Below are 20691 nucleotides of genomic sequence, written 5' to 3' on the forward strand. Positions count from 1 at the left end.
CTGACATCTACGCGCGTTACGATCGCCGCAAAACCAGCGCCGGTCGTGGCGCTTCGGTCAGGTTTTGAAGGAGCCTCCCCTTGCGCCGGATCACCAGGATCGCCACCGTGGGCGTCGCGTCCGCGGCCCTCGCTCTCTCCGCCACCGCGTGTGGCGGGAAGAAGTCCGGGGACACCGGGTCCTCGGACTCGAAGGAAGCCACCGCTGCCATCGCGTACGACATCGGCGGCCGCGGCGACCAGTCGTTCAACGACGCCGCCTACGCGGGTCTTCAGATGGCCGAAAAGGACCTGAAGATCAAGGGCAAGGAGGCCGAGCCCACCGAGGGCGAGTCCGAGGCCGACAAGGTCCAGCGTCTCACCGAGCTCGCCCGCAACGGCTCGAACCCGGTCATCGGCGTCGGCTTCGCCTACGCCCCGGCCATCAAGAAGGTCGCCCCGAAGTTCCCGAAGACCACCTTCGGCATCATCGACGACACCTCGGTGACCGGCACCAACGTCGCCAACATGGTCTTCAACGAGGAGCAGGGCTCCTACCTGGCCGGCGTCGCCGCCGCCAAGGCGTCCAAGACCGGCACGGTCGGCTTCATCGGCGGTGTCGAGGTCCCGCTGATCAAGAAGTTCGAGGCCGGCTTCGCCCAGGGCGTCAAGGACACCAACCCGAACGCCAAGGTGCTCACCAAGTACCTGACCCAGCCGCCGAACTTCGACGGTTTCGCCAAGCCCGACCTGGGCAAGGCCGCCGCCGAGGGTCAGCTCGCCAACAAGGCCGACGTGATCTACGCGGCCGCCGGTCTGGCCGGCTCGGGCGCCATCGAGGCCGCCGCCAACAAGGGCGCGTGGGCGATCGGCGTGGACTCCGACCAGTACAACCAGGCGGGTCTGGCCAAGTTCAAGGACCGCATCCTGACCTCGGTCACCAAGGACGTCTCCGACTCGGTCTTCAACCTGATCAAGTCGGTCCAGGACGGCAAGCCGCAGACCGGTGAGATCCGCTACGGCCTGGACAAGGACGGCGTCGGCCTGGCCGACTCCAACCCGGAGTACAAGAAGATGACGGAGCTGACCGCGGCCGTCGAGAAGGCGAAGAAGGACATCATCGCCGGCACCATCACGGTCAAGACCACCCCGTAACACGTGGTCCGGCCGGGGCCCGGGAGGCTGCCCAGAGCAGCCTCCCGGGCCCCGGACCGCTTTTGAACCGCAGACTTTTCTTTTCTGACAGTGCTACGCGCGTAGAGATGCCGCGGACGCGATAGCGTCACCCACCGCCCTGTCCCCCCTGCCTTCGACTCCTTCCGGCCAAGGAGAGTGCGTCATCAACGCGTCCAGCCCGCCCCCCGCCGTAGAACTGCACGGCATTACCAAGCGCTTCCCCGGCGTCGTCGCCAACAAGGACATCGCGATCACCGTCCGCAAGGGCACCGTGCATGCCCTGATCGGTGAGAACGGTGCCGGCAAGTCGACCCTGATGAAGATCCTCTACGGCATGCAGAAGCCGGACGAGGGCACCATCGCGATCGACGGGGAGCAGGTCTCCTTCAGCAGCCCCGGTGAGGCCATCGCCCGCGGCATCGGCATGGTGCACCAGCACTTCATGCTCGCCGACAACCTCACCGTCCTGGAGAACGTGGTCCTCGGCGGCGAGAAGCTGCACGGCATCGGTGCCGCCGCCCGCCGCAAGATCCGGGAGATCTCGGACGCGTACGGCCTGGGGGTGCGCCCCGACGCCCTGGTCGAGGACCTCGGTGTCGCCGACCGGCAGCGCGTGGAGATCCTCAAGGTCCTCTACCGAGGTGCCCGCATCCTGATCCTCGACGAGCCCACCGCGGTCCTCGTCCCGCAGGAAGTGGACGCGCTCTTCGACAACCTCCGCGGCCTCAAGGCCGAGGGCCTGACCGTCATCTTCATCTCGCACAAGCTGGGCGAGGTCCTGAAGGTCGCCGACGACATCACCGTCATCCGGCGCGGCACCACGGTCGGCACCGCCGACCCGAAGACCGCCACCACCAAGCAACTCGCCGAGCTGATGGTCGGCAGCGAGCTCCCCACCCCGGAGACCCGCGAGTCCACGGTCACCACCGTCCCGATGCTGACCGTCGAGAACCTGACCCTGGCCGAGTCCGGCGTCAGCGCGGCCCCGCTGACCACCGCGCCCCCGGTGGACCCGGCGACCGCCGACGCGTACGTTCAGGAGGCCCCGGTGGCCGGGCGGCTGCTGCTGGACGGGGTCAGCTTCACCATCCACAAGGGCGAGGTCCTCGGCATCGCCGGTGTGGAGGGCAACGGCCAGACCGAGCTGATCGAAGCGCTGATGGGCATGAGCACCCCCGACGCGGGCGTGATCACCCTGGACGGCGCGGACATCACCCGCACCCCGGTCCGCAAGCGGCGCGAGGGCGGCATCGGCTACATCCCCGAGGACCGGCACCGGCACGGCCTGCTGCTGGAGTCCCCGCTGTGGGAGAACCGCATCCTCGGCCACGTCACCGAGGCGCCCAACTCCAGGCGCGGGATCATCGACCCGAAGGCGGCCCGCAAGGACACCGAGCGGATCGTCCGCGAGTACGACGTCCGCACCCCGGGCATCGACGTCACCGCTGCCTCCCTCTCCGGCGGCAACCAGCAGAAGCTGATCGTCGGCCGCGAGATGAGCCACAACCCCAAGTTCCTGATCGCCGCCCACCCCACCCGCGGTGTGGACGTCGGCGCGCAGGCGCAGATCTGGGACGCGATCCGGGAGGCCCGCCGCGAGGGCCTGGCCGTGCTGCTGATCTCCGCGGACCTCGACGAGCTGATCGGCCTGTCCGACACGCTCCGCGTCATCTACCGCGGCCGGCTGGTCGCGGACGCCGATCCGGCCACCATCACCCCCGAAGAGCTGGGCACCGCCATGACGGGCGCGGCCTCCGGGCACCTGGAAGTCAACGAAAGCCCCGCCACGGACGCCGCTGACGGTGCCGGGACGGAGGACGAGGCCCGATGAAGAAATTCGACAAGGACCGGCTGATCCTCGGCTTCGCCGGGCCCGCGCTGGCCCTGGTCAGCGCCTTCCTGCTGACCATGCTGGTGCTGGCCGCGACGGGCGTCAGCCCGATCGAGCCGCTCCGCCTGATGGTGGAGAACGCCGGCTACGAGGACATCCAGGTCCTGATCCTGAACCAGGCCGGCACGTACTACCTGGCGGCGCTGGCGGTGGCCATCGGCTTCCGGATGAACCTCTTCAACATCGGTGTGGACGGCCAGTACCGGCTCGCCGCGATGGTCTCCGCCGTCGTCGGCGCGGCCGTCTCGCTGCCCGGCCCGCTGCACATCCTGATGATCGTGGCCGTGGCCATGCTGACCGGCGCCTTCTGGGCCGGTATCGCGGGTGTGCTGAAGGCCCGGCGCGGGGTGAGCGAGGTCGTCTCCACGATCATGCTCAACGCCATCGCCACCAGCCTGATCGCCTGGCTGATCCTGCCGAAGAACTTCGGCGTCCAGCCCGAGGGCTCCAACGACCTGAACACCGGCGACATCGCCCAGTCCGGCTGGTTCCCGGCCGTGTCCCTCGGCGACGGCCTGGAGATCTACGGGTTCACCTTCGTGGCCTTCGCCCTCGGCGTCGTCTACTGGTTCGTCCTCAACCGCACCCGGTTCGGCTTCGACCTGCGCGCCACCGGCGCCAGCGAGTCCGCCGCCCAGGCCTCCGGTGTGGACGCCAAGAAGATGATCCTCACCTCGATGCTGATCTCGGGCGCCGTCGCGGGCCTGGCCGGCATGCCGGTACTGCTCGGCGAGAGCCACACGTACAGCCTGAACTTCCCGGTCGGCATCGGCTTCACCGGCATCACCATCGCCCTGCTGGGCCGCAACAGCCCGGTCGGCATCTTCTTCGCCGCCCTGCTGATCGCGTTCATCGACAAGGCGTCCGCCGGCCTGGACACGGCCGGCTACGCCAAGGAGATCGGCACGATCATGAAGGGCCTGATCGTGATCGCGGTGGTCGTCTCCTACGAGCTCGTACGCCGCTACGGGATCCGCCGGCAGCAGCAGAAGGTCGGCGAGGAACTGGCCGCGGGCCACGCCATCAAGACGGAGAAGGAGGTCGCGGCGTGAGCACCAAAACCGCTTCCGCGACGAGCGCCGCGCCCAAGGGCGGCCGCCGCAAGCTGACGCTGCCCTGGATCCTGCTGATCGTCGCGGCCGGCATCGTGCTGGTCTCGCTGGTCCGCACGGTCTCCGGCGCCGAGGACCTGACCTCCATCGGTCAGGTGTCGGGCGCCCTGGAACTGGCCATCCCGATCGGTCTGGCCGGCCTCGGCGGCCTGTGGGCCGAGCGCGCGGGCGTGGTCAACATCGGCCTCGAAGGCATGATGATCCTCGGCACCTGGTTCGGTGCCTGGGCGGGCTACCAGTGGGGTCCCTGGACCGGTGTCCTGGTGGGCATCATCGGCGGCGCCCTCGGCGGCCTGCTGCACGCGGTCATCACGGTGACCTTCAACGTCAACCACATCGTCTCCGGTGTGGCCGTGAACATCCTGGCCCTGGGCTTCACCCAGTACCTGTCGAACTTCACGTTCGCCGACGCCGAGGGCGGCTCCTCCAAGCAGTCCCCGCGCATCGACCCGATCACCGAGATCACCGTCCCGGGGGCCGACTGGCTCGCGACCATCCAGGGCAAGCACTGGTTCCTGGTCTCCGACCTCGCCGGGATCGTCGGCGGCGTGTTCACCGACCTGTCGCTGCTGACCGTCGTCGCGCTGCTGCTGATCCCCGGCACCTGGTGGGTGCTGTGGCGGACCGCGTTCGGCCTGCGGCTGCGCTCCTGCGGTGAGAACCCGGTCGCCGCCGAGTCCCTCGGCGTCAACGTCTACAAGTACAAGTACATCGCCGTGATCGTCTCCGGTGGTCTGGCCGGCCTCGGCGGCGCCTTCCTGGCGATCGTCTCCACCGGCATCTACCAGGAGGGCCAGACCGGCGGCCGCGGCTACATCGGTCTCGCCGCGATGATCTTCGGCAACTGGATGCCCGGCGGCATGGCCCTGGGCGCCGGACTGTTCGGCTTCACCGACAGCCTCAAGCTGCGCGGCGGCGCCGAGAACGTGCTCGCCATGGTGCTGCTGATCGCGATCCTGCTCGCGCTGTTCACCGCCTGGCAGGCGTACAGGAAGAAGTACCTCCAGGCCGGCATCTCGGCGGCCTGCGCGGTGGTCCTCTTCCTCGGCTACGTGCTGATCGACGAGATCCCCAGCCAGTTCGTGGACGCGGCCCCGTACGTCACCACCCTGCTGGTGCTCGCGCTGTCCGCGCAGCGGCTGCGGATGCCCAAGGCGGACGGCATGCCGTACCAAAAGGGCCAGGGCAAGTGACCGACGCGACCCCGCCGGGAACGGCGGGCGCGGCGGCACCCGACTGGGAGGCCCTGCGGGAGGCCGCCCGGGACGCCATGTCCCGGGCGTACGCCCCCTACTCGGGCTTCCCGGTCGGGGTGGCCGCCCTGGTCGACGACGGCCGGATGGTCACCGGCTGCAACGTGGAGAACGCCAGCTACGGCCTCGGCCTGTGCGCGGAGTGCGGGCTGGTGTCCGCCCTCCAGTCCTCCGGGGGCGGCCGGCTCACCCACTTCACCTGTGTGGACGGCAAGGGCGACATCCTCGTCCCCTGCGGGCGCTGCCGGCAGCTGCTGTTCGAGTTCGGCGGTGCCGAGCTCCAGGTGGAGACCCCGGAGGGCGTCCTGCCGCTCTCCGCGATGCTCCCGCAGGCCTTCGGACCCGACCACCTCCGCTGAGCCTGGACGCGGCCCCCGCACACTGAGTGCGGGGGCCGCCCCATTCCGTTTCAACGCGCGTAGAGTCGCGCGTGTACCCGAAGTGCCCGGAAGGAACTGGAACTGCCATGGACGTCATTTCCGTCATCCGCACCAAGCGTGACCGCGGCGAGCTGAGCCCCGAGCAGATCGACTGGGTCATCGACGCCTACACCCGCGGTGCGGTCGCCGACGAGCAGATGTCGGCGCTCGCGATGGCCATCCTGCTCAACGGCATGAACCGCGCGGAGATCGCCCGCTGGACCGCCGCGATGATCGCCTCCGGCGAGCGCATGAACTTCGACTCCCTGTCCCGCCCGACCGCCGACAAGCACTCCACCGGCGGCGTCGGCGACAAGATCACCCTCCCGCTGGCCCCGCTGGTCGCCGCCTGCGGCGCGGCCGTCCCGCAGCTCTCCGGCCGCGGCCTGGGCCACACCGGCGGCACCCTCGACAAGCTGGAGTCCATCCCCGGCTGGCGCGCCCTGCTCTCCAACGAGGAGATGCTGCACGTCCTGGACACCACCGGCGCCGTCATCTGCGCGGCCGGCGACGGCCTCGCCCCGGCCGACAAGAAGCTCTACGCCCTCCGCGACGTCACCGGCACCGTCGAGGCCATCCCGCTGATCGCCTCCTCGATCATGTCGAAGAAGATCGCCGAGGGCACCGGCTCGCTGGTCCTGGACGTCAAGGTCGGCTCCGGCGCCTTCATGAAGAACATCGAGGACGCCCGCGAGCTCGCCCGCACCATGGTCGGCCTCGGCACCGACTCCGGCGTGAAGACCGTCGCCCTGCTCACCGACATGTCCACCCCCCTCGGCCTGACCGCGGGCAACGCCCTCGAAGTCCGCGAGTCGGTGGAGGTCCTGGCGGGCGGCGGCCCGGCCGACGTCGTCGAGCTCACCATCGCGCTCGCCCGCGAGATGCTGGACGCGGCCGGCATCAAGGACGCCGACCCGGCGAAGGCCCTCGCCGACGGCACCGCGATGGACGTCTGGCGCCGCATGATCTCCGCCCAGGGCGGCGACCCGGACGCCACCCTCCCGGTCGCCCGCGAGCACCACGTGGTCACCGCCCCCGCCTCCGGCGTGCTGACCCGCCTGGACGCCTACGCGGTGGGCGTCGGCGCCTGGCGCCTGGGCGCCGGCCGGGCCCGCAAGGAGGACCCGGTCCAGGCCGGCGCCGGCATCGAACTGCACGCCAAGCCCGGCGACACGGTCACCGCGGGCCAGCCCCTGCTGACCCTGCACACCGACACCCCGGAGAAGTTCGAGTACGCCCTGTCCGCCCTGGAAGGCGCCTGGGACATCGCCCCCGCCGGCACCCCCTTCACCCCGGCCCCGATCATCCTGGACCGCATCGCCTGACCCGCACCCGCACCCCGAACGGCCCCCGGGCCGGGACACCCGTCCCGGCCCGGGGGCCGTTCTCCGTAGGCGTGGTCTCACCGTGTTCTCACCCGATGGTGAGGAACCCGCCCCAGTTGGGCTCGTCCAGACCGGCGGCTCCGCCCACCGTGGCGGTCCCCCCTTCAGGCTTCTCACCCCTGTAGAGGCGCTGGCTGCCGTTGGCGAGCACGGCCCAGATGTCCGGTACTCCGTCGCCGGTAGCGTCCGGGGTCCCGAGCAGCTTGGTGACGGCGCCCCGACCCCAGCCGGTGGTGGCGTAGGGGTGGTCCTTCCCGTCGAGGGCGGAGGACGCGTACCGCAGGGATTCGAGGTCCACGCCCCCACCGGTGCCGGGCTTGCCCTTGCGCAGGGCCAGCCCCCGGTCGGCGTCGGTGTCGTCCCGGAACAGCAGGTCCGGCACACGGTCGCCCGAGATGTCCCGGACCCCGACGAGGTCCCGCCCGCTCCAGCCGGTCGCGGACATCTGCACGGCCTCGGCGAAGGTGGCGCCGCTGTAGCCGGTGAAGGCCCAGAAGGCGTCGCCGACCCGTGCGAACGCGTCGGGCATCCCGTCGCCGGTGACGTCCTCGCTCACCAGGAACTGGTCGAAGTCCGCGGGGGAGGGCGATCCGTCCGGCAGCAGCACCTCGATCCGCCTGGCGGTGTCGAACCGGCCCACGCCGTCCCCGGGATAGACGTACAGCTTCCCGTCCGGCATCCGGGCGACCAGGTCGGTGAGACCGTCGCCCGGATACCAGTCGGTGGCATGGGCGATCAGGGCCTTCCGGCCGCCGACCGTCTTCCAGTAACCGCTCGGCGCGAGCCGGGCCCCGTCCAGGGCTCCGGGCATGGAGGCCGTGGTGTCGCCATCACCATTGCTGCCGTAGGTCCGCAGGTTGCCGTTGCCGTCGACGGCCAGGATGTCGGGGAGCCCGTCGCCGGTGACATCGCCGGGCGCGTCCAGCCCGGGCCTCGGCCGTACGTAGAACAGGTAGATCGTGGGGACGGAGACGTTGTTCGCCTTGTCCCTGGTGCGGACGTGGAGGATGTTCGGCCCCGCCGAGTCGACCTTGAGCTTGATGGTGGCCATGGCGAGGGAGGCGTTGGTGACCGTGGCCTTCTGCAGGTAGTCCGGTCGGTTCAGGCTCCACTCGAACTGCATGATCTCCTCGGCCTTGGTGCCGTTCCCGAGGAACTCGACCTGCTGGTCGGGGGTACCGGCCGGCTGCACGCTCCACTCCGAGGCGTCCGGACCCGGTTCCGGGAAGTGGACGGACCGGACGTCGGGGTTGGCGGGGGCGACGTGATCGACGGTGAAGGCACAGGGGTGTCCGTCGCCGCCGGTGTCGTTGGGGCCGAAGCCCGGGGACCAGGCGCCGTCGCTGTCCAGGGTGCGTGCGGCCCAGTAGTACTTGCGCCCGTTGACGAACTTGGCGGCCGCGATCCTCTCGGTGGCCTCGCCGTTGATCGGTACGACCTGCTTGAGGAGGACGGGGTCGGCCGCGATCCCGTCCCAGACCCGGATCTCGATGGCCCGCAGGGCGATCGGGTCACGATCGCTGCCCTTCACCCTGAAGGTGACATCGGTCTTCCCGACGATCGTTCCGGCCCCCGAGGTGAGGCACTTGGTGCCCGGCTCCATCGTCATGTCCCCCATCAGGGGGATGTTGGGCGGCTTGTTGTAATTGAAGTCGATGAACGGGGACGAACCGCCGTTCGCCAGGAACTTCTTCCAACCGAACGAGTCGTTCTCGTTCGCGGCCCGCAGACCCAGGGAGAGCGCGGTCCACCCCTTCGAGGCCGCCTCGGCCGCCGCGGATTTCACATCGATGCCGACCCACCTGTCGGGGCACTGATCGGACTTCCACCCCGCGGTGTCGCTCGAAGAGTTGATGTGCCGTCCCCAGAACGAGGCGTTGTTGGTGTTGTTCCACGTACTGGTCGAAAGGACGGGACCGGTCCGATAGACGTGGTACTCACGGGGCTGACAACTCCAGGAATACGTCTGCATGGCCTGGAAGTTGGCCGAATTGATGGTGGCCCCGTGCATCCTCTTGTCGAAATCGAAATTGAAGGCCGAGCGGGAGGTGCCGCCCGAACTCTGCTCGTATCCGACGCGGGCCTCGGCCGTTCCGTTGGGATTGAAGTTCTGCCCGTTGTAGAAGCTGGCGTTCGGTGCCGTCTCGTAGAAGAGGGACCAGCCCTCCTTCGCACCCTTCAGGTTCGGGTCGATGAAGACCGGGTAGCGGGTGTCCGCGTCGGAGAGCAGCCGACGGTCGGGGGTGAGGGTGACGATGTCGTCCTCCGAGAGCGCCTCCCGGACCACCGCCTTCGCCGCACCCTCGGCACTCATGATCCCCGGCAGGGCGAGCGACCGGTGCTGCCGCGCGGTGTCACTGAGCTCGGGCGCCGGCTCGCCGACCGTGGTGGAGACCTGCCCCGAGGAATCCCACATGAAGGGGGTCGGCGAGGCGGCCACTTCCTGGCCGTCGGAGTCCTCGGCGGTGATCGCCTGGGATTCCGGATCGAGGCGGAAGTCGAGGCCCGGAGCGGACAGCCGGTAGGTGATCGCCGATACGAGGGGATCGGCCGCGGCCTCCGGAGTGTGCACGATCAGCAGGTGCGAGTAGCCGTCGTCCTGAGCCGTCATCAGGAGGTCGATGTCCGGCCGGACGTTCTCGTACAGGGCGCGGGGGCCGTCGACGACCGGCTCGGGCAGCGGCCCGGGCCACTTGAGCGTGATGGTGTGCTCGCCGGTGGTGAGGCTGGCCAGGTCGCTCCACTCGGCGTCCGCGATGTCCTTCGGACCTGCCGTGACGGCGAGCGCGGACCTGGCGGCGTTGCGGGAGGCCCGGTTCGCGGTCGGACCGGGCTTCGCGGGCTTCCGGGTGCTGCCGCCGGAGAACACCAGCGGGCTGTTGACCGCCTTGGGGGCGAACCCGCCTGCGACGGGGGCCAGCGTGGTGTCGATGTCCTTCCACTTGCCGCCGGAGAAGGCCCGGATGCTGCTGCTGTGGACCCGGGTCCTGGTCTGTCCGTCGGGCAGGGCCCAGGTGGTGCTCGTGGAGGTCTGCTCGCTGGTGACCTCCACCTCCTTGCCCGTCTCCCGGGCCTTGACCGAGGCCGAGGCGGCATCGACCGGCCCGCCGGGCGTGGCCGGTTCGGCCGACCGGGGGTCCGAGGCGGTCAGATGGATGCCGAGGGGCACGGCCAGGGCGGTGGCGGCCAGTACCGACACCAGGGCCGTCCACCGTCTGCGCTTCCGGTTCCCACCCGGTCCGGAGCCGTCCTCCACGGGTTGCTGCAACGCGACCACGCCTGTTCTCTCCCCCCTCGGGCGCACAGGGTCCGCCCGTGGTACTTCACTGCTCCGCATGAATACGAGAATCGGCCAGAAGGCCGAAAATCAGGAGGCCGCTCCCCACGGACCTCCTTGCACAGATGTGCCAGCCGAGCATGAGGCATGCCACTGACAACGTCACCCCCGGATTTCTTGCTTTCCGCGCGACCGCAGTCCGTTTTGCTCACTCTTTTCCTTCATGCGGCTTCGTTGAGTGATTAACGACACATAGCTCCGGGTGCTATGGATTTTCGTCGCCTGCGGCACGCACAATCGCCTGGCTATTTGTCAGTTCCCTGCCGTTGGCCGCTCATAGACGCTCCGGCAGGTACGTGGGGGGGTCCACACATGTCGCCGTTCTCGGCGAACAATTTCCGGCTGCCCGGAAACCGCACGGCCAGGTCCGCCCGCACCCGCCTGGCGGGCCGCACAGCGGTCGTCCTGTCCGTCGCCCTGGTGACGACGCTGCTGCCCGCCCAGGCGTGGGCGGCCCCGCCGGGGGACCGGAACGCCATCAGCCTGCCCGAGCTGGTGAAGGAGAAGCCGGCGCCGCTGGACGAGCCGGCCGCCGAGAAGGCCGAGCACCTGCACGGTGGCGCACCCGGCCTGCCGGAGGAGTTCGACCCGTCCAAGCTCGACGCGCCTGCGGCCGATTCCGCGCCCGTCACGCTGTCACCGGCCGACACCGGACTGAAGAAGGCCGGCGACCTCCCGGTCAGCATCGGAAGGGCGACGACCTCCGCGGACAACCCCGCCCCGCCCGCTCCTTCGGGCACCTGGACCGTGGGCATCGAGTCCCGGGCCGCCACCGAGGCCGCCGATGTCGACGGGGCGATCATCAAGGTGACCCCGCCCTCCCAGGGGTCCACCCCGGTCGACGTGCAACTGGACTACAGCAAGTTCAAGGACCTCTACGGCACCCAGTGGTCCGACCGACTCCAGCTCAAGCAGTTCCCCGGATGCTTCCTGGAGACCCCTGAACTGGAGGCGTGCAGCACCCCGCAGGACATCCCGTCGGTCAACGACCCCGCGGAGGGCACCGTACGGGCCACCGTCGACCCCGCCCTGGCCCCGTCCCAAGGCGTATCGGCGATGTCCGGAGGCGCCCCCGTCTTCCTCGCCGCCTCCGACTCCGGGTCCGGTGCGGGCGGCAACTTCAAGGCCAGCCCGCTCTCCGCGACCGGTACCTGGACCGCCGGCGGCAGCGGCGGCGGATTCTCCTGGACCTACCCCGTCGGCACCCCGGCCCCGCCCGCGGGACCCTCACCGAAGATCGCCATCTCCTATTCCTCCCAGGCGGTGGACGGCAAGACCTCCGCGGAGAACGGCCAGGCCTCCTGGATCGGCGACGGCTGGGACTACCACCCCGGCTTCGTCGAGCGCCGCTACCGAGGCTGCGCGGACGACCGGAAGGACGACGCCGCCGGCAAGGCGCCCAACAACGCCAACGCGGCCGGCAAGAACTCCGGGGACCTCTGCTGGGCGGGTGAGGCAGGCGACAACCTGGTCCTCTCCCTGGGCGGCAGCACCACCGAACTCGTCTACGACGGCACTGCCAAGACCTGGCGGACGGCGAACGAGGACGGTTCCCGCATCGAGCGCAGGACCGACGCGGTCGGCAGCGGCGCCGCCGGCGGCGAGTACTGGGTGGTCACCACCCGCGACGGAACCCGATACCACTTCGGCCGGCACAACATCGGCAACGGCATCACCACCGACTCCGTCTTCTACGTCCCGGTCTTCGGAAACCACCCCGACGAGCCCTGCCACGCCACCACCTTCGCCGCCTCCGCCTGCCAGCAGGCCTGGCGCTGGAACCTCGACTACGTCGAGGACGTCCACGGCAACGCCATGTACGTGGACTGGGCCCGCGAGACCAACCGCTACGCCAAGAACGGCAAGTTCGCACGCAAGGCCACCGACGCCGAACGCAAGGCGGAGACCTACGTCCGCGGCGGATACCCGAAGGAGATCGTCTACGGCCTCCGGGCCGGCGCCCTCGACGCCGCCCCCGCCGCGAAGGTCGTCTTCAGCGTCGCGGAGCGCTGTCTCGAAGGCCCCGCCAAGTGCACGAACGCCAAGTTCGACTCCCGCAACTACGAGGACAAGCAGATCTGGTGGGACACCCCGACCACCTTGGCCTGCAAGGAGATCGACCCCAACTGCTACACCGGCTCGCCCACCTTCTGGAGCCGGAAGCTCCTGAGCGGTATCACCACGTACGCGCAGCGCACCGAAGGCTCCACCGCCCTCTCCGAGGTCGACAAGTGGACGCTCAGCCACTCCTTCCCCAAGGAGCTCACCGGCATCCACCCGCCGCTGTGGCTGGACACCATCACCCGCTACGCCTACAAGCAGGGCGCACCCAAGGACGAGGACGGACGCCCCATCGGGAAGGAGTTCCCGGAGGTCAAGTTCGTCGCCAACGTCCAGCCGATGCCCAACCGGGTGAAGACCGGCACGAACGACAAGACCCCCGGCTACGACCGGCCCCGGGTCGAGACCATCCGCACCGAAACCGGTGCCGAGATCTTCGTCGACTACTCCGCACCCTGCGGCCCCGCCGACATCGCCGCGCTCAAACCGGAGGACAACAGGACCCGGTGCTACCCGGTCCACTGGTCCGTCGACGGAGGAGTGGAGACGCCGTCGCGGACCTGGTTCAACAAGTACGTGGTCGAACGGGTCGAGGAACGGGACGGCGTCACCGGCGAAACGCTGACCAGCGCCTACACCTACTCGGGTCTGCCCGCGTGGGCCAAGGACACCGACCAGTTCACCGATCCCGCACAGCGCACCTTCAACCAGTGGCGCGGCTACGCCATCGTCCAGCTCAAGAAGGGCGTGACGGAGAACACCGGTCAGGCCGACGCCACCGAACAGATCCACACGGTGACCCGCTACTTCCGCGGCATGTCCCGTGACGGGGGCCGGGCCAAGGTCGACGTGCTGGACTCCACGGGCACCGTGACCCTCGGCGAGGACCTGCGCCCGTACGCCGGCATGGCCTCCGAGACCCTCACCTACAGCAAGGCCGGCACGACGGTCCAGCAGCGGATCCTGAACTGGCCCTCGAACGAGGAGACCCTGAGCCGGCCGCGTCCGGGCACCATCCCGCTCACGGCCAACCGGACCGCCGTCAAGCGCACGGAAACCATCGACACCACCAGCACCGGCACCCGCACGCTCCGGAAGACCTCGGAGTTCGAGGCCGCCTACGGCCTGCTGAAGAGCGTGCAGACCGAGGTGGTGTCCGCCTCCGGCGCGCTCTCCGACCAGACCTGCGCGACCACCACCTACGTGCACAACCCGGCAGCCCACCTGATCGGGCTGCCGTCGCGGGTCCGGACCACGGCCGGAGCGTGCACCGGCGCCGCCACCGCGCCGCTGCTCTCCGACATGCGCACCTCCTACGACGCGCCCAACGCCTTCGGGGCCACCCCCACCAAGGGCATGGCGGTGCAGACCGACTCCAACGACGAGACCGGCACCGGCTGGATCACCACCTCCCGCACCGAGCTGGACGCCCTGGGCCGCGTCACCAAGGCGTACGACGCGCTGGGCAACGCCACCACCACCTCCTACACCCCGGCCACCGGCACGGCCTTCAGCACCACGGTCACCAACGCCGCCGGCCACACCACCAGGACCAGGATCGACCCGGGCCGCGACAGCGTGCTGGAGGTCACCGACCCGAACGGTCGCAAGACCCTCACCCAGTACGACGACTTCGGCCGGGTCGCCGCGATCCGCACCCCCTCGCAGCAGCCCGGCGACAAGCCGGCGTACACCTTCTCGTACAGCATCACCTCGCAGAACCCTCCGGTGGTCACCGAGAGCGCCCTGCGGGACAACGGCACCTACGAGGACACCGTCACCATCTACGACGGGCTGCTCCGCCCCCGCCAGGTCCAGAAGGAGGGCGTCGGCGGCGGCCGGCTCATCACGGACACCTTCTACAACTCCGCCGGCGGCGTCCGGCAGACCAACAACAGCTATCCGGCCGAGGACGAGCCGGAGGGCAAGCTCTTCATCCCGAAGACCGTCTACGAGATCCCCAACTCCACCAAGACCGCCTACGACGGCATGGGCCGGGCCGTCCGGACCACCACCTTCCACGCGGGCGACCCGGAGGTCAGCACCACCACCCAGTACGCGGGCGACTGGACCCTGACCCGCACGGGCATCACCCCGGACACCGGCACGCCGATGCCGAGCAGCCAGGCGAAGAAGGGCTGGACCGACGCGCTCGGGCGCACGGTGCGGATCGAGCACTACACCGCGCTGGACCTGACGACCTCCAACAAGACCGAGTACACCTACGACCTGCGCGGCAAGCTGGCCACCGTCTCCGACCCGGCCGGCAACAAGTGGACCTACACCTACGACGCCCGCGGCCGCAAGAAGACCTCGGAGGACCCCGACGCGGGCCGCACCGAGTACCTCTACGACGACCTCGACCAGGTCACCTGGACGCGCGACTCCACCGGGCGCGCCCAGCACCTCAAGTACGACGTGCTCGGCCGCAAGGTGGCCCTGCGCGATGAAGCCTGGGACGGCCGGATCGCCGCGACCTGGACCTTCGACTCGCTGCCCGGCGCCAAGGGGCAGCCGGTCGCCTCCACGGTCTTCGACGAGAACGGCAAGGCGTACGTCCGCGAGGTCACCGGCTACGACGCCGAGTACCGGCCCACCGGCAACAAGGTCACCATCCCGGACACCCCGGACACCAAGGGCCTGTCCGGCAGCTACTCCTACAGCACCACCTACACGCCCACCGGCAAGGTCCAGTCCACCACCCTGCCCTCCACGCCCGGCGGCCTGGCCGCCGAGCGGCTGGTCACCCGCTACAACGGCTCGGGTCTGCCGGACAGCGTCTCCGGTCTCGCCTGGTACACGGCCGAGACGGTCTACAGCCCCTACGGCGAACCCGTCCGCTCGGTCACCGGCGCGGCACCTGAACGCATCTGGACCACCAACGTCCGGGACCCGCTCACCGGCCGGGTCGCCACCACCTACCAGGACCGCGAGACCCCGGACGCGCACCGGATCTCGCAGACCGACTACATGTACGACCCGGTCGGCAACGTCACCGGGGTCAAGGAGTCCCAGCCGGGCGGCCGGGTGGACCGGCAGTGCTACATGTACGACCCGCTCGGGCAGCTGCGCCAGGCGTGGACCGGCAAGCAGGACTGCGCCAGCCCGTCCACGGCCACGGTGACGGCGGGCCCGGACGGCGACGGCTACTGGTACCAGTACGCCTACGACAAGATCGGCAACCGCACCCAGTTCCTCGACAAGGACCTCGGCGACGCGGCCTACGACGACAGCTACACGTACGAGCACGGCGTCGAGGTCACCAACAACGGCACCCAGCCGACGCAGCTGATCCAGCCGCACGCCCTGAGCAAGCTGACGCAGGTCACGAAGAAGCCCGGCTCCTCCATCACCTCGGTCTCCTCCTACGCCTACGACAGCGCGGGCAACACCACCCGGCGGACCATCGGTGGCGACACCCAGACCCTGACCTGGGACCGCCGCAACAAGCTGACCTCGGCGGACAGCCCCGGCATCGGCTCGTTCCCGGTGATCGGGCTGGCGGGCAAGTGCCTGGACGTGCAGTCGGCGCAGACCGCCGACGGCACCCCGGTGCAGCTCTACGACTGCAATGACACCAAGGCCCAGCAGTGGCGCCTGACGGGCGACACCCTGCGTGCCTTCGACAAGTGCGCCACCTCCACCGGTGGTGCGGTCACCCTCGCCACCTGCAACGGCAGCGCGAGCCAGAAGTTCACCCACCGGGCGGGCGACAAGAGCCTGCACCACCCGTCCACGAACAAGTGCGTGGAGGTCCCCGGGGCCACCGATGCCAACGGCACCGACCTGACCCTGGCCGGCTGCGACGCGACCGCCCCGGACCAGCGGTGGACGTTCACCGACACCACCACCTACCGCTACGACGCCGAGGGCAACCGCCTCATCGAGAACACGGGCGCCACCCGGACCCTCTACCTGGGCGACGCCGAGATCACCGTCGACGCGGCCGGCAAGGCCCTGGACGCCCAGCGCTACTACCCGGGCACCAGCGGAGCCACCACGGTCCGCCGCACCTACGGCAAGACGATCGGCCACAACCTCACGGTCCTGCTGGCCGACCGCCTGGGCACCGCCACCACCTCGGTGGCGCAGGGCCCGGGCCAGGCGATCACCCGCCGCAAGTCGGACCCGTACGGCAACCCGCGCGGCACCGAACCCACCACCTGGCCGGGCAGCCGCACCTACCTGGGCGTCGGCGTCGACGACTCGACCACGGGCCTCACCCACATCGGCGCCCGCGAGTACGACCCCACCATCGGCCGCTTCATCAGCGTCGACCCGATCATCGACATCACCGACCCGCTCCAGATGAACGGGTACACGTACGCCAACGGCAACCCGGTCATGAACGCCGACCCGACCGGTCTCATGAACGCCCACATGGGCGGCGGCCAGCCCGACTCCTGGGACAAGGTCGTCCAGGACACCGAAACCCTCACCGACCACGACTACAACGGCGACGGCCAGATCGGCGCCAGCCCGAACAGCGGAGGCTCCTCAAAGAAGGCCAAGAAGTGCAGCGGCTGGAGCCTGTGCCAGTTCGGGGCAAAGGCCAAGGCGGCCAAGAAGTTCGTCGTCGAGCACAAGGTGGAGTTCGTCTCCTTCACGACGGAAATCGTGGTGGGCGTGGCCTGTGTCGCCGGAGCCACGGCGGCGGGCGTCGCCACCGGCGGTGCCGGACTCGCCCTCGCGGCCGGCTGCGGCGCGGTGGCCGGCGCGGCGGGTGCGGCGGTCACGAACGCCATGACCCCGGGCGCCGACCACAGTGTCCTCGGTGTCCTGAAGGACATGGGGGAGGGCGCCGCGATCGGCGCAGCCAGCGGAGTCCTCGGCGTCGGCGCGGGCAAACTCGCATCCAAAGCCGTGAGCAAACTCCGCGGCGGTTGCCCCGGAAACAGCTTCATCACCGGAACGGCCGTCGCGATGGCCGACGGCACCAGAAAGGCGATCGAGGACATCGCCCCCGGTGACAAGGTTCTGGCCACGGACGAGCAGACCGGCGAGACCACGGCCAAGGAAGTCACGGCCACCATCACCGGCGAAGGCGTCAAGAACCTCGTCGAGATCACCGTCGGCGCCGGCACCGCCGCCGAGAAGATCACGGCCACGGACCGCCACCCCTTCTGGGTCCCCGAACTGAAGGCCTGGCTGGACGCCACCGATCTCCAGCCCGGCCAGTGGCTCCAGACGAGCGCCGGCACCCATGTCCAGATCTCCGCGGTAACCCGCTGGACCACCCTCCAGACCACCGTCCACAACCTCACCGTCGCCGACGTCCACACGTACTATGCGCTGGCGGGCGCCACCCCGGTGCTCGTTCACAATTGCGGAACTGGCTCAATCTCCAATAGCAGGCCCGACGATCTTGGGCTTGAAATGATGGAGGCTGATTTCGCTGGCATTTCCCCGATGGCTGCTGGATCTTCCGACTTCTCGCGAGCAGCATCTGAGGGTGGGAGCTTCCTCTGGACTGTTGGGGAGGCAGGAAACTTGAACATGGTTCGAGCCGCACCTGGCATCCACCACACAGTGGCCAGCGGTGGTGCACCAGTTATTGGCGCAGGGCAGGTGACATTCCGAAATGGTGGTGCGATCTCGTCGTTCGATAACTTCACGGGCCACTACACGCCGCCCTGTGCGCAGTGTGCTGCCGCGTTCATCGAGCGAGGCGTCGACGCCTTCGCTGGAGCCGGGATCAGGGTTCCATTGGCAGTGATTAGAGACTATGGCGGGAGGGCCCCGTAAATGGGAGTGGAGTCTGATCTTCGGGAGATTCGGAGCATCCCAGTTGACGGCATCTCCGACTGGATCCGCAGACGCTTTCCTGATGGGAGCTTCCCGCAATGGTGGTTGGCGGTTTTCGAATCGCTGGAGACCAGCGTAAGCCCCCTGAGGGATGTGGCCGCAAGCCGACGTAGAGGCGACTTTGAGCTCAGCGTGGAGGTCGTCAGGCTGGCGGTCGACATTGGAGGAATCAGGCCGCCTATGGGGGCGTACTGGGTTCTCCGACTCGCGGCCATCGCGCTGCGATTCGACCCACCGGTCGTCGGCCTGCCTGAACTCTTGACGCCGGACGGAGCCGCCGAATTGGCGCTTAATCGAATGCCGCTATCGCGTGAACGTGCAATTGCGGCATCCGAAACCAGGAAGGCGGAGTACCTGGCCGCCGGCGACGACTTCTATGCACCCGTCGGAAGCAAGTTCCCTGTGAGCAGCGAGGTGGATGTCAGATTCTCCGCACTGCAAGAGATCGAACTAATCTTGTCAGCCCTTCCGTGGGTATCGTCCGCGGTGGCGAGCAAAGAGACCAGTCGCAATATTGACGCCTGGCTAGAAATTCGGGACCGACTGTAGTCCTACCCGTGCCAGCCGCATGGCTGCCCTGATTCTTCGGGTTGCCTGGCCGTTCTCGAAATAGACAGATGTGCCCCACCGACATGGTTGTCGGTGGGGCACATCTGTGTTTGACGGCAGTAGTTGCCGGCAACGTCAGCGGACAGGTGCTGTGTACGGCAAGCGGTCATGGCAGTCGTCGGGCTGGTTGGAGGTCCCGGTCTGGGTGTGGAGCGTGCGGCCGAGGAGGTCGATGGCGTCGCGCTGGAGGCGGAGTCGGACGTGGGCGTAGACGGTGGCGGTGACGCCGATGTGGGCGTGGCCGAGGAGTTCCTTGATCACGACGAGTTCGACCCCCTGCACCAGGAGGAGGGTGGCGGTGGAATGTCGTAGGTCGTGGAAGCGGATGCGGCGGAGCCCTGCCCGATCGAGGAGGGCGCGGAAGCTGCGATTGAGGTTCGCTGGATCGATCGGCCCTCCTGCCGGCGTGCTGAAGACGAGGCTGTTGTCCCTCCAACGCCCCGCTGCCGCCTCTCGTTCTCGTTCCTGTACCTCGCGGTGTTCGTTCCTTGAATGAGTGGATGCACTCGCTGGGGAGGGCGATGCGCCGTTCGGAAGCGCGGGTCTTGGTAGGCAGGGCGGTCAGCCCGCCGGTCTGGGTGCGCTGGAGGGTGCGGCGGATGCTCGCAGTGCCGGTCTGGAGGTCGAGGTCTTCCCACTGGAGGCCGAGGAGTTCGCCCTTGCGGAGTCCGGTGCGGAGGGCGAGTTCGTACAGAGCGAACAGGCGGTCATCGCGGACAGCAGCGAGGAACTGGCGGGCTTCATCTGCCGTGAGCGGTTCGAACCGACGGGGGCGGGGCGTACCCGTACGGACGTTGCGGGCAACATTGCGCGTGATCTCCTCCTCACGGACGGCGTGCTCCAGGGCGGACTTGAGGACGGAGTGGATGTACGCCAGCGTCAGCGGGGAGAACCGCTTGGAGCAGCACGCTCTGGCGGCGCAGCAACGGGGCTGATCACGGCCGGCATCGATGTTGCGGGCGCAGCACTGGCAGGTGGTGCGGACCTGGTTGAGCCAGGTGCGGACGTCTTTGGCGGTGAGCTTGGTGAGCTTCTTTTTACCCAGGCCGGGGATGAGGTAGCGGTTGGCGCAGGTGGTGTAGCGGGTGTGGGTGTTCTCGCGGAGGTGGTGGACGGCGACGTTCTCCAGCCAGTACGTCAGGTACGCGGCCAGACTGCCCTGCGCGGAGGGGATGGGGAGTCCGCGGTTGCTGGCGGCGATCTTCTCGGTGAGCTTGGCCAGGGCGTCTCTGCGCATGGTGCCGTAGAAGCGGATGCGCTTGCGGGTGTTGCCGGTGGCGAGGACGTATCCGGCGGCTTCCCAGCGGCCGTCCTTGCGCTGGTAGACGGTTCCGTCGCCGTTGGCCCGCACGCGGCGGGAGGGGACGCTGTCTCGGGGCGTGGTCATCAGGCGGCGGCTTCCTGGTCGAGGCGAGTGCGGGTGAAGTCGGCGAGCGCGTGGGCGGGGATGCGTCGGGCGCGCCCGAGGGTGATCGAGGCGAGCTGGCGGGTGCGGAGCAGGTCGTAGACGGCTGAACGGCCGAGCTGGAGGCGGGCCATGACCTGAGGCACGGTCAGCAGCTCCTGAGACGCACTCGGCGGCGGGTGGGGCGCGGTGGGTGAGTACGAGGTCATCGCGAGGCTGAAGTGATCATTCAAGGTGTCATGCGGGGTGAATCTAGGGCG

10 protein-coding genes and 1 pseudogene are annotated in these 20691 nt (G+C 69.1%); 8 read left to right on the forward strand and 3 right to left on the reverse strand.

The features are described from left to right. The first annotated feature begins 80 nt into the window (after positions 1 to 80). The 6 genes from ACZ50K_RS29780 (at position 81) to ACZ50K_RS29805 (ending at position 7154) form a co-directional block, all read left to right on the forward strand. Positions 81 to 1133: a BMP family lipoprotein gene (locus ACZ50K_RS29780; RefSeq protein WP_468908555.1), complete on the forward strand. Its 1053-nt coding sequence runs from the start codon at positions 81 to 83 to the stop codon at positions 1131 to 1133. Positions 1134 to 1254: 121 nt separating this feature from the next. Then, positions 1255 to 2985 carry an ABC transporter ATP-binding protein gene (locus ACZ50K_RS29785; RefSeq protein ID WP_468908616.1) on the forward strand — a complete coding sequence of 577 codons (1731 nt, stop codon included), beginning with the start codon at positions 1255 to 1257 and terminating at the stop codon, positions 2983 to 2985. Further along, entirely contained in the window at positions 2982 to 4097 is a 1116-nt protein-coding gene (locus tag ACZ50K_RS29790) for an ABC transporter permease (RefSeq protein ID WP_468908556.1), read from the forward strand. The genes ACZ50K_RS29785 and ACZ50K_RS29790 overlap by 4 nt, the downstream gene beginning before the upstream one ends. Next, the gene (locus ACZ50K_RS29795) at positions 4094 to 5350 is read left to right on the forward strand and encodes an ABC transporter permease (RefSeq protein WP_468908557.1); all 1257 of its coding nucleotides are present in this window, start codon (positions 4094 to 4096) and stop codon (positions 5348 to 5350) included. The genes ACZ50K_RS29790 and ACZ50K_RS29795 overlap by 4 nt, the downstream gene beginning before the upstream one ends. Next, positions 5347 to 5769 carry a cytidine deaminase gene (locus ACZ50K_RS29800; RefSeq protein WP_468908558.1) on the forward strand — a complete coding sequence of 141 codons (423 nt, stop codon included), beginning with the start codon at positions 5347 to 5349 and terminating at the stop codon, positions 5767 to 5769. The genes ACZ50K_RS29795 and ACZ50K_RS29800 overlap by 4 nt, the downstream gene beginning before the upstream one ends. 107 nt (positions 5770 to 5876) lie before the next feature. Then, on the forward strand, positions 5877 to 7154 hold the full coding sequence (locus ACZ50K_RS29805) for a thymidine phosphorylase (protein WP_468908559.1): 1278 nt from the start codon (positions 5877 to 5879) through the stop codon (positions 7152 to 7154). An 88-nt stretch (positions 7155 to 7242) separates the two neighbouring features. On the opposite strand, the gene ACZ50K_RS29810 is transcribed toward ACZ50K_RS29805, so the two are convergent. Further along, positions 7243 to 10491 (reverse strand): DNRLRE domain-containing protein, encoded by a 3249-nt coding sequence (locus ACZ50K_RS29810; RefSeq protein WP_468908561.1) that lies wholly within the window; start codon positions 10489 to 10491, stop codon positions 7243 to 7245. Between the two features lie 372 nt (positions 10492 to 10863). Between ACZ50K_RS29810 and ACZ50K_RS29815 the strand changes: the two genes are divergently transcribed. After that, a complete protein-coding gene (locus ACZ50K_RS29815) occupies positions 10864 to 18357 on the forward strand; it encodes a ricin-type beta-trefoil lectin domain protein (protein ID WP_468908562.1) in 7494 nt (2497 codons plus the stop codon). Beyond that, positions 18358 to 18966, forward strand: a complete 609-nt coding sequence (locus tag ACZ50K_RS29820) for a hypothetical protein (RefSeq protein WP_468908563.1) — start codon at positions 18358 to 18360, stop codon at positions 18964 to 18966. A gap of 135 nt (positions 18967 to 19101) precedes the next feature. Here ACZ50K_RS29820 and ACZ50K_RS29825 read toward each other — a convergent pair. Further along, a pseudogene (locus ACZ50K_RS29825) lies at positions 19102 to 20413 on the reverse strand (tyrosine-type recombinase/integrase). Next, on the reverse strand, positions 20413 to 20640 hold the full coding sequence (locus ACZ50K_RS29830; RefSeq protein WP_468908618.1) for a helix-turn-helix domain-containing protein: 228 nt from the start codon (positions 20638 to 20640) through the stop codon (positions 20413 to 20415). Before ACZ50K_RS29830 ends, ACZ50K_RS29825 begins: the two are co-directional and overlap by 1 nt. Positions 20641 to 20691: the final 51 nt, after the last annotated feature.

It is taken from the genome of Streptomyces sp. NPDC033845 (genome assembly GCF_055576225.1).